An 11,609-nucleotide genomic window follows, 5' to 3' on the forward strand; every position below is an offset into this window, starting at 1 on the left:
GCCATATTCACCGGATTTAAATCCGATAGAAAAATTCTGGGCTAATATGAAACGATGGATTAAGAATAAAATTACTGAATTCGCAAACTTGTACGAAACTTTAAAAAAGTTTTTTACTGCACCTAATACTATATGATTTACTATATATGCTACTGCGTAATATCTCCCTACTTCAGGCTTGTTAAATATTTTAAATAGTTTCCAGTCTTTTAATTGTTCATTTCGGGTTTTGACCTTTTCATTATTTTCCTTTTCTACAGTAAATTTTACAATATCATTTTCCGTAGAATCTATATAAGCATGTAAACTAAATAAACCATGTAGAAAGTCGGTAGGGTGGTGCTTATAGTTTTGATTATTTCAGATAATTTTACTTTCGATTTTTTGTACAAGAACGCCAGAAGCATTAGGCATCTTGCCCCAACTTACATTACCGATAAAATTATTATTTTGGATTTTAGCGGCTATTTCCTCTAACTGCGGAAGCGTTAAAGATAGCTTGCTAAAATCTAGATGAACAAATGAAGGGACGTTCTGTTCTAGACACGCTATAATTGTTTGATAATCACTTGTATTAACCGGATTTTTTGAAGAAAACACATCTGCTTTCATAAGTATATACTACAAGTAAATGAAGAGTAGTATACGAAGATCAACTTGGAAAAGAGTAATCGGTCTGTAAACCGAGGACCGCAGCGTATAATAATACGTGAGGACCGGAGGACTTACAAAGACGACGCAGTCAATTTTTCAAATTGATCGAGTATACTTCATAAAATTTTATTGGTTGTATAACATACATTGAACTATGATTTTGTGTTTTCAACCACATTTTTATGAGATATGATAAATTAATAAGTTATTACTTTCAATTATTATTTTTATTCTGAATTTAAAATTAGATTATTTGAGATTATGAGTTTATAGGAAAATATAAAATGGTGACCCCTACGGGACTCGAACCCGTGTTCCCACCGTGAAAGGGTGGTGTCCTAACCGCTAGACGAAGGGGCCTTAATTTTAAAGTAGGCAAGTAGATGTATTAAAATCGTGTCATACCGTGGTTATGACCACGGCACGACAGTAAGTTAGAAGTTTTATACAACACCTTTGCGAATATTGCAAGTATAAAAATTATAGGTTTACCTTAAGTTTAACACTACCTTGATGACTTCGATAATGTTTATTTAGATAATAATTATAATCCAAAGAAATAGTAGTATTTTTGATACTGCCCATAATACCTGTTCCTAAATTATAGGATGTTTTCGGTTGTTTCGGTATTGCATAATTTTGCTTAAATTCAGTATCAAATATTTTAACGACTCTATTTATTCTTTGGGTCTTCTCTTTAAAATTATGTTCTACCGCTCCTTGGAATGTTAGTCCTAAATTATTAAATTTTAGAGCATCTTTCAAAGGTACTTTAACTTTAGTACCGACAATTCCGGACAACATGTTATTCTCTTTCATTGTAAGAGCTATTTCTTGTACGTTAATACCGGTTTCATTATATACCCTGTCTCGTGACTTACCGTATCTTAAGCCGATATTTGGAGTAATAACGAGATTGTTTTTAACGAGATAATTATAATTCAGTAATGCTTCCGCATTATAACTATGATTGCGATGCTTTACATTACTTCTAATTTTATTATCACCGTATGAATAAGTTGTTTTATCTTTAATAAAGTTTTTAGAAGCAGATACTAAAGCTTGTAGTGCAAAATCTTTCGGTAATTCTTTTTGTCCGTAAATAGAAACTACATGGCTATCAATAATTTCTTTGTCATTATTTTTACTATTTTTAAATTTAAATACCGAGTGAACATTACTGTAAGCTATACCTACAATATTATTGTCGATTTCAACATCAAACCCAATAGTAGCACCTTTATTAGTACCTCTATAGCCGTTGATATTCTCTACTCGCCCATGGTTGTTGATACCATACATACCACGCACCCATAAACCTCTTTTAATACGGACTTCCTCTTCATCACCGGCTCCTACTGCTACCATATTATTAGACATATTTATAGATGCATCTAATCTGTTACGAATCATATTGTTTACAATACTATTAACAACTTTCGCTTGATTTAAAGTAGGTGCGTTTTCTGAAATTTGCGTTTGCATTTCTTTTTTTGCTTCCTGTTCAAGAGAAATAGCCGTATCAATTGCTGTTGTTTCAAGGTTACCCCCGTCAGAATCGGATAATTGCTCAATTGTTTCTTCTTCCTCTTCAGAGCCTGAATTATAACCTTCATCATCTTCCTCATCTTTGCTACCGTCGCCTAATGCTAAACATTCCTTTTCTCTACAGTCACTTAACGCTAATGCACAATCATTACTTGATACAGGTAGTGCAAGTAACCCTTTATCTCCTGCTTTTTGAATACCAGATTCTGTTACTTCTGTGTCTTCTTGTTCTTCATCTCCTGATGGCAAAGAATCTATAGTTGTATCATTATTTGAACTTAACATTTTCTGTAATGTTGAACCATCCAAAATAGCTTCAGGATCTTCCTGAGCTTCAGATTCAAGGACATACATAACTGATTCGGGAATTCCTGCTCCCAATTGCTTAAGATTTTCATCTATTTCTTCAAAAGAAACATCATTTAACATTGATGGATTTGCTAAATATGTATCTATGGTCTTACGTATAATTTCTTCTCCTTTTTTTACCTCTTCAATCTGCTGAGCGATTTGATCAGCTTCTGAGCTTGTACTCAGCAATTGTTCCAGTTCTTTTTTTCTATCAATTTTTACCTTTTGATATACCCGTAAACGAGCTAATTTTTCACTTAAATTTTTATCGCTAACATAGCTTGACGGTTTTGGAGTTGAACGGCTATATTCTGCACTATGACTTGCCCCTATATCTCCTGTATTATCCCGTAATAAATCTTTGTCACTAGATAAGCTGCTTAGGCTACTAACTGAAGGTGAACGCCTTAGTGCTTTATCCATTAAGCTATTTGGAGTAACTTTGTCCTCTAATATTTTTTTCTCTTCTTCTAACTTTTGTATTTCTTGTTCTCCTTTAAAGATTTGATTCCCCAAATCTGTGAGTAATGGACCATAGTTATCTTCACGCCATAATGTCAAAAAAAGTTCTTGATTTTTGTTAATATAGAATGTTTTCTCTTCAAGTGTTGTTTCTAATTTCATAATATTAGAACTACTTAAATCATTTAAGCTACTAACTGAAGGTGAGCGGGATAGATTTGACTCTGTATCGCTAAGTAAACTGCTTATGTCGCCAACTGAATAGGAACGTGATGATGATACATCTGTGCTTGAATGCTCTTCATTTAAAGAAAATCCTGCTTCTATGGCTTTCCTTTTTTCTTTTAATTGTGATTCTTTTGAAGATAAGTCTAGCCCTAGATCATTCTGCATATCTAAAGTTTCAGTATGCATTTTTTCTGACTGCGGTTGTTGTATCTCCGGAATACTTCCACTTACATTACTTTTCCTCAATGAGTCACTTTTAGCAGCCGTTGTCTTTTGTTTTGGTGTTATTAAATCAAGAGCTTCTAATATATCAGATTGTTTTGGATTTTGAGTAGATATGTTGTCGGCTAAATCTAAATACTCTGATTGCTTTTTGTCAAACTCTGGACTTGAGGAATATGGTGCAGGATTTTTCCAATTTTTATCAGATCTCAAGCTTTCATCTGTAATCGTCGTTTGTAACACTGCTGATTTTTCTTCAAAATTTGAAAGAATGCTTAAATTATCATCATTATTTGGAATACCACCATATGAATTACCTTTTTGTTGTGTATCCTGAAGCTTAAATAATTGTGATAATACCATGCTTTGGATGTCGCTATTAGTAATTTTTGGAGCTTGCTCTGCTGCATACATAAACGATTTCTCTCCGCCTTGTGTTACTAAGCTCATTGGCTGCTGTAAGCTATTATCCATAGCACTTTTATACCTGTCATCACTCTCCTGTGCACTATACATCATATAATTATGGATATAGTTATACATAGAACTTGATATGGCCGTTTCATGTTGTTGCTCATTTTCAGGCTCTATCGGCGACAAATTTTCGTATGCTTTATTACTATTATGGTTTGAACTAAACTCAGTATCTGAAGTTCTGCTCCCTAAGCCTGAATCCATACTTTTAGGGTCTGTCGGCAACATTGTTATATAAGTTTGCGGCTGAGCTTTTATTGGCACTAAGTACCCATCTTCATCTTCCGGTTGTTTACCTAAAATTCCCTGAACTCCAGGAGTTAACGGCATAATTGGCTTTGCTTTATTATAAATAGTAGCAGTAGAAGAAGTTGTTGACGGAGTAAGAACTAGTCTCTCTAGATTTTGTATATCTACGGCAATCTTACCATTTGTTACTGTTTCATAATAACCGTTCATTTTTGTTTGCAGCTCTTGTATCTCTGTTCTACTTGTTTCCTTTTCCGCTTTTTCTAATATTCCTTGAGCTTTATCTGCTGCTGTTTTTATAGCTTTTTCTTGTTTTTTTATTTCTGATAACGGATTTTGTGCTTCTTGTTTTTTCTTTTTATCTTCTATAGCTTCTGCTTTTAATTCTTGCAGCTTATGTAATGTTGTATCAGTATTTAATATTTGCTGCATTTTCGCTACAATAGCTTTCTTGATATTCACTATATCTCGCGCTTTTTCTTTTCTTTTCTTTTTTCTTTCTGATCTTTGCTCATTCTCTGCTTGTTGCTGCTTTTTTGTTTTTTCTGCAGCAATATATTGTTGATTTTGTTCTAATTGAACTCCCTCTCTTTCATTTATCGGATCTTTGTATTCTGCACTATTTCTTTTTACTTCATTTGCTTTTGCTTTCTTTCTATTAACTTTAGCTTGTCTAGCAGCATTGACTCTCTGCTGTTGAGTAAGCGTATCTAGTTGTTGCTGCTGATTTAAGAATAGTCCAGCTTTCGGTGTCTCTGTAACCGGAGCTTTTTCTTGGGGTTTTGTTAAAACTACCTTATTTACTAAAATATCTATTTTTTGAGATAATTTATCTGCTTCATTTTTTTTACTTGCTAACTCTGTTTCAAGTTGCTTTATTTTGTTTTTATTTTTCTGCTGTGAAATTATTTGCTTTTTTATATCCTGTGCTTTCTTCCTAGCTTTCTTCCCACCTTTTTGATCTGATGTCTTTTCAATAGCTGTTGTTACTGAACTTAACTTATTCGCTGCGTTTTCCCTATATCCAGGTATATGGCTCATAATTTCTACTGCAACTTTCTGTTGCGGCTCGCTACACGATATCTTTCGTGCCGCCTTTGGCTTTTGCGTTGTATTAGCTCTTACACCATCATTTGGTTTAGACTTTGGAGTAGGCTGATATGGAGTACTCGGTGATGATACCGTAGTACTTGGCGGCGTATTTTGATAAATATGTTCCGGTGATTGTGGAGCTGATAATAGGGTAGTATTTTGGATAGTAGGTGCAGTGACAAAGCTATTTGAAGCTGGGCTAACAGTAGGCGAAGATGCTGTTATTATACTCTCTGGTTTTTGAAGCGTTTGCACTGTCGGTTCAGAAGTATAAGTATTTTGACTTTGTTCTATTTTTTCACTGCCTACAAATGTTTTGCTTCTAGTAGGAGGTCTTTTTTTCTTATTATCACTAGCACCAAAAGATTTAGGACGATTTTTTAATATGTTGATAGCATTGTCATTCTTTATAGAATTACTATGATCTTCTTGGCTTAAACTTACTAGGCTTTCTGTACTGCCACTACTTGCCACTCCTTCAAAAGGCACCGTCATTACTTTTCCTATCTGCTGCGGGGTATTTGTCGTATCCTTGTTTTCGTTTGATTGTGACAAGTCATTCAACAATTTATTATTGAGTGCATCAAGAAATAATTGATTAACGCTCATCGCCATTCCTTCAAAAGGCATTGCAATTATTGCTCCTACTGAAATAGAGGCAAGGAGAGAATATTTTAAAAATCTTGATTTTTTTGGTTGGTTTTGTTCTATTAACTTACTCATTACAAATATCTCAATTAAAATTAATATTTATTTATATAAACTTCGGAATTATAATAAGTAAGTTAATAAAAAGCAATATATAAGTTAATTTATCTTAACTTTTAATTACAAGAAAATTTTGCTCTAATTATTGAAAATATAACAGATATGACATATAGCGCGTTTTTAACTTTTGATTAAAAATGCTACAATATTTTAAAATAACTTTGGAAGCAGAGTATAATAATTTAAATATTTGGTATTTTGTTAGTTTTATTTGCGGTATTATCGTTTATTTTTCGCTTGATTTTGAGCTTTCATTTACAACAATTTTTATCATTTTTTGTGCTTGTTTAATATTAACCTTTACTAGAAATTCTAATATATTTTTACAGTTTATTTACCTCATGGTTATCGCTTTTATTTTTGGCATATTCATCTCTAAATATCGTGTGGCAAATTTGCACGGCAAGACACTTTACAAACCAACAATCACAAAAATTAGCGGCAATATAGAATCTATAAAACCAACTATTATAGGAGGACAAGTAGTATTAAATGAACTAGAAATACAAAAAATCGATAATAATTTAAGGAAAATAAAAATTAGTATACCAAAAAAACATATACAAGAAATTAGGGTAAATGACAGAATTACTTTGCTTGCTAAGCTCTATAAGCCGCAAACCAGTATATTACCAGGTGGATATGATTTTGGGTTTTACGCTTATTTATCAGATATAGGAGCTTCTGGCTATGCGATGTCACCTCCGCAAATTATAGAACGCAACGAAACAAATTTTGATAGCTTTATCTACAAAATACGCATTCATATTTACAATAATTTAATAGACAAATTAGAAAAAGATAAAGGAAATTTTGCAGCTGCGATATTACTTGGCGAGACGAAAGGTTTAAACAGGCAAGTCATGCAGGATATGAGGCAAAGCGGTATATCGCATGTGCTTTGTGTTTCGGGATTGCATCTATCTTTAGTGGTGATGATTATTTTCCTTGCTACAAGATTTTTATTAAATCTCTCAAATTATTTAGCATATAATTTCAATATAAAATTAATCTCTGCCTATTGTTCGCTAATAGGAAGTTTTAGTTATTTAGAGCTAAGCGGTATGCAAATTGCAGCAACTAGAGCTTTTATTACGGCTGCAATCTTTATTTATGGTATTATTATTGGGCGAACTTGCTTTCCTCTTCGTTCACTTGCAATTGCGGCTTTTATAATATTATCGTTAAACCCCGAATATATTTTTCATCCAAGCTTTCAGTTATCCTTTATCGCCGTATTATCGCTAGTTGCCGGTTATGAGTTTTACTTAAAGAATTCATGGCTAATTGGGGAGAATAAAGGCATTTTTGGGGCAGTAAAGTTTTACATGGCTTCAAATATTTATTCCAGCTTCTTAGCAAGTATTATAACTGCTCCGGTAGTAATTAATCAATTCTTTATATTTTCTACTTACTCAATACCCGCTAATCTCATTGTTGTTCCGATAACGTCATTCTTCCTTATGCCGCTTGCTTTGTTATCTCTGCCTTTTACTATGATTAGGTTTGATAGCTATATCCTAAAGCTTATGGGGCTCTTTATTGATATAATAATAAAATCAGCTGCCTATTTTAATAGTTTACCAGCGGCGGTATGGTATTTCGGTTATATCACCAATTTTAGTATTTTACTTTTTTTATTCGGCTTTTTTTGGATTTGTATATGAAAAACCTCGTGGCGTTTGCTGGGTCTTGTAATTATGATAATATCTTTTATATTTATGTTTTACTCTCCAAAGCCGGAATTAATATTTGATGTAAATCATATGGCTGTAGGTGTTAACAACAAGGAAAATAAACTAGTAATTTACGCTGACAAAATACCGGCATTTAATAGAGTATATTGGGCTAATTGGTTTGGACAAAAAGATAGCTTAGTATCGCCTTTAAAAGACAATATTTTTATAACTAATTATGGACAAAAAATTATCTTTAATAAGAACAATTATTGTAAAGACGCCGAAATTCACATCAACCTTAATTATAAAGCTAAATGCAGCGGAAGTTTAATAACGATTAATAAAGATTTTTTAAGAAAAAACCCTGTTATACTTATCTTTTGCAATAAAAAAGAATGTACAGTAAAATCTACTCGATGTCATTCCCGTGTAGGCGGAAATCCAGGCTAAAGCGAGATAAATCGAGCTTTTAACAAGCTTTAAAGTACTAGATTCCCGCCTACGCGGGAATGACATAAAGGAACGAGTTGATGACCCTAGGTTCTTTTAAAAACTATCCGATACTATAGGTAAAATTAAGTAATGCAAACTATACATAAAACATTAAAAATTCCTTCAAAGGAATATAAGAAAATCTTGAGCCTTTTAAATGAAAAAGGACAAGCAAGGCTTATCGGTGGCTGCGTGCGAGATGCGTTACTTGGCAAAAATAGCTACGATATTGATATAGCTACTGATTTAATACCGAGTGAAGTAACAAATATTTTGTCTAAAGCTACTATAAAAACTATCCCGACCGGTTTGAAATTCGGTACAATTACGGCAATTTTAAATAATGAAAAATTTGAGATTACGACTCTTAGGAAAGATATTGAATGTAATGGCAGGCATGCAAAAGTAGTATTCACAAATGATTTCGCCGAAGATGCCGCAAGACGAGATTTCACTATTAATGCTTTAAGCTATTGTCCATTTAAGAACGAGATATACGATTATTTTGAAGGGTTTAGGGATTTGCAGGAGGAAAAGGTTGTATTTATAGGGGAAGCTCTAGATAGAATTAAAGAAGATTATTTGCGAATTCTACGCTTCTTCCGTTTTTCTAGCTATTATGCGAAACAGCTTGATGATAGAGGATTTAAAGCATGTAAAGATTTAAAAGACGGCTTAAAAACTTTATCACGAGAGCGAATAAAAAGCGAGATGGATAAAATTATCGTGTCAAAAAGAGCAGCACAAATTTTAGAAGCTATGTTTGAAATAGGAATATTAGAACTAATATTCTCTATCCAAAATTATGAAATAAAAATTTTTGAGCAGACTAAAGAATTAGAATTAGCAACTAATTATGCCTTATTACTATATAATTTAAAAAATGTAAATTCAAAGCTTCTTCTCGACTGGAAATTCTCAAAGCATGAGGCAATGCAAATATTATCGATACTAAACTTTCTGAATGATGCTAAATGTGATATGAAGAAAATTTGGTTTGAAAAAAAGAATTATACAGAATATTTATTAGCTGCCAGCATAATCGGTAAACTAGATTATTTACAAGTAAAAGAATTTATCCTTAAATATGATACGTTATTACGTCCGAAATTCCAAGTAAACGGTAATGATTTATTAAATATGAATATAGAAAAAAAAGAAATAGGTACAAAATTAGAATATCTAAAAAATTTTTGGATAGAGCAGGATTTCAAACCTAGTAAATTGGAGTTGTTAGAGAAGTTATGAGAGCTAGTATGTTAAATCGTCATTGCGAGGAAAAATTGAAAATTTTGACGAAGCAATCTCGTGCTAAAATCCTGAGATTGCCACGCTCCTTTCAGTCGCTCGCAATGACGATATTCCTTACCTTCCTCAGCCTTACTAGCTATGCTAAGCCTAAAATAGTTGTAAGTATTACACCAATAGCTAGTATTGTTTCAATGCTTGTTAAAGATAAAGCAGATATAGAGAGTTTAGCAGTAAATAATGATTGCCCTCATCACCATAATATAAAGCCAAGCGATCTTGCTAAAGTCAAGAATGCCGATATAGCTATTTATATAAATGAACAATTTGACGGTTTTGCCGAGAAATTAATTAGTAATCATAGTAAAAGCATTATCAAAATCAGTGATATTAAATCTTTAACCATTATCAAAGATATAGTCAAATCAGTTGGATTTAATTACAAGGAGCGAGGAGCGAAGACTATAGATAATAGGAGAGCGACGAGTGACTTGTTAAGTGAATTCAAATCATTCGACTATAACTGGCATATTTGGCTTGATCTTAATAATACTGCGATTTTACTACAAGAATTTGCACAAATATTTAGCAAAAAATTTCCTGAACTACAAGAAGATATTAATAATAACCTTTCAGAAGCACTTAATGAATTAAACAAGCTACAAGAAATTAAAAATAATGAGCTTAGGGCAATAAAAGACGTAATTTTATTAAGTGACAGTAGCGAGTATTTTTTTGCTAATACTAATATTAAAACTGCAAAATTATATAGCGAAAGTCAAAAAAGCCTCCGATATATAAGCAAGCTAGAAGATTTAATTAAAGAGTCTAATAACAAATGTCTTGTTTTAAGTAATGAACAAAATCCACGATTATACGACAAATTAAACGCTAAAATAATAATATTAAATAGCGAAAATTGGAATGTGAAAGATATCGATTCAAACACTTTTCAAAATCAATATTTACAAATGATTAATCAAGTTAAAAAATGCATACACTAAATAGCGAAGAAGAGACAAAAAAACTTGCAAAGCTTTTAGCACAAAGCTTAAAACCAAATGATATAGTTTTACTTAACGGTGACCTTGGAGCCGGTAAAACATTTTTTTGTCGTGAAATTATTAAATATTTTTGCGGTGAAAATACAAGCATTATAAGCCCAACCTTTAACTTACTGCAAACATACAAAGCATACAACTTTACTTTAGTCAATTCAGACTCGTTTGATGACAGGCGTGAGGAGCGAAGCCTATATACTAATAGGCGAGACGACGAACAACGAAGCAGCGAACGTGGATCAATTGACTATATCTATCATTATGATCTTTATCGTCTAAAATCACCTGAAGAAATTTATGAACTTGGATTTGAAGAAGCATTAAACGGTAATTTAATTTTAATAGAATGGTCTGAGATCATTAAGCATTTACTCACTCCGCCTTTAATCGAAGTAAATCTAGAAGTATTAGACGAAAACAAACGTTTGTGTAGCATTATAACAAATAATTAATATTTAACTAATCAATTGTCATGTAATAAAAACGCTTTTTCAATAGGGAGTAATTTTAATTCTGGTAACATAGGCATAATTAAATCTATTCCGGCTTTTTCGTTACTATTACCGTGTACTAATATGAAAGAACCGTCCTGAACTTTTTCGCCTTTAGCAAGCCAAGCATTACTACCGAGCGGAATAAATCCTAAATCTTTTAGTTTTTCTATTAATGTTTGATCAGAAACTAATCCAGGGAAACGAAAGAAAGGCGATGGAGCAATATCATAACTTACTAATATTTTCCCTGCCTCTAATACTTCATTTTCAAAATCATCTTTATTAGAAAGAAGGAGATTATCTTCAAGAGGTTTATCTTTAAAATAAGGATGGCTGAATGAATGATTAACCCATGTTATTTGTAAATAACCATCTTCTTGTTGCTTTATTAGCCACAAAAACTCCTCTTGATGTTTATTAATCCACAATCCTGAAACACATATAGCAATAGGAATAGGTTTATTTAGTTTGATCGATAATTTATAATGGCCTGAAAAAACTGAACAAAAAAATAGTTAGGTTTGCTTGGTAATAAGTTAGAATAGACCAAATAACTTAAGAGGTAAGAATGACTAAGAAACAGTTTC

The 11,609-nt window shown here is 32.3% G+C and carries 7 protein-coding genes, 1 tRNA gene and 3 pseudogenes; 7 read left to right on the plus strand and 4 right to left on the minus strand.

Annotated elements, in window-relative coordinates; genetic code table 11:
* The coding region (locus AC1Z7D_RS03640) for a transposase (RefSeq protein WP_482601297.1) at positions 1–136 on the plus strand (136 nt) is incomplete at its 5' end.
* Positions 137–360: 224 nt separating this feature from the next.
* Here AC1Z7D_RS03640 and AC1Z7D_RS03645 read toward each other — a convergent pair.
* The 3 genes from AC1Z7D_RS03645 to AC1Z7D_RS03655 all read right to left on the minus strand — a co-directional run bounded on the left by AC1Z7D_RS03645 (position 361) and on the right by AC1Z7D_RS03655 (position 6,003).
* Positions 361–612: a hypothetical protein gene (locus AC1Z7D_RS03645; RefSeq protein ID WP_482602068.1), complete on the minus strand. Its 252-nt coding sequence runs from the start codon at positions 610–612 to the stop codon at positions 361–363.
* 327 nt (positions 613–939) lie between these two features.
* A tRNA-Glu gene (locus AC1Z7D_RS03650) sits at positions 940–1,014 on the minus strand.
* 120 nt (positions 1,015–1,134) lie between these two features.
* Positions 1,135–6,003 carry an autotransporter outer membrane beta-barrel domain-containing protein gene (locus tag AC1Z7D_RS03655; RefSeq protein WP_482602070.1) on the minus strand — a complete coding sequence of 1,623 codons (4,869 nt, stop codon included), beginning with the start codon at positions 6,001–6,003 and terminating at the stop codon, positions 1,135–1,137.
* 182 nt (positions 6,004–6,185) lie between these two features.
* On the opposite strand from AC1Z7D_RS03655, the pseudogene AC1Z7D_RS03660 reads away from it, so the two are divergent.
* The 6 genes and pseudogenes from AC1Z7D_RS03660 to tsaE all read left to right on the plus strand — a co-directional run.
* Positions 6,186–6,698 (plus strand): annotated as a pseudogene (locus AC1Z7D_RS03660) (DUF4131 domain-containing protein); the annotation flags it as partial.
* A 222-nt stretch (positions 6,699–6,920) separates the two neighbouring features.
* The gene (locus AC1Z7D_RS03665; protein ID WP_482602078.1) at positions 6,921–7,715 is read left to right on the plus strand and encodes a ComEC/Rec2 family competence protein; all 795 of its coding nucleotides are present in this window, start codon (positions 6,921–6,923) and stop codon (positions 7,713–7,715) included.
* A 33-nt stretch (positions 7,716–7,748) separates the two neighbouring features.
* Positions 7,749–7,952 (plus strand): annotated as a pseudogene (locus AC1Z7D_RS03670) (ComEC/Rec2 family competence protein); the annotation flags it as partial.
* A 357-nt stretch (positions 7,953–8,309) separates the two neighbouring features.
* Positions 8,310–9,467 (plus strand): CCA tRNA nucleotidyltransferase, encoded by a 1,158-nt coding sequence (locus AC1Z7D_RS03675; RefSeq protein WP_482602072.1) that lies wholly within the window; start codon positions 8,310–8,312, stop codon positions 9,465–9,467.
* A 104-nt stretch (positions 9,468–9,571) separates the two neighbouring features.
* Positions 9,572–10,471 carry a metal ABC transporter solute-binding protein, Zn/Mn family gene (locus AC1Z7D_RS03680; RefSeq protein ID WP_482602074.1) on the plus strand — a complete coding sequence of 300 codons (900 nt, stop codon included), beginning with the start codon at positions 9,572–9,574 and terminating at the stop codon, positions 10,469–10,471.
* Complete coding sequence (gene tsaE / locus AC1Z7D_RS03685; RefSeq protein ID WP_482602076.1) at positions 10,459–10,980, plus strand: tRNA (adenosine(37)-N6)-threonylcarbamoyltransferase complex ATPase subunit type 1 TsaE; 522 nt, start codon at positions 10,459–10,461, stop codon at positions 10,978–10,980. Before AC1Z7D_RS03680 ends, tsaE begins: the two co-directional genes overlap by 13 nt.
* An 11-nt stretch (positions 10,981–10,991) precedes the next feature.
* Here tsaE and AC1Z7D_RS03690 read toward each other — a convergent pair.
* Positions 10,992–11,504, minus strand: a pseudogene (locus tag AC1Z7D_RS03690) (polysaccharide deacetylase family protein); the annotation flags it as partial.
* Between the last annotated feature and the right edge of the window lie 105 nt (positions 11,505–11,609).

The organism is Rickettsia sp. (genome assembly GCF_965035265.1).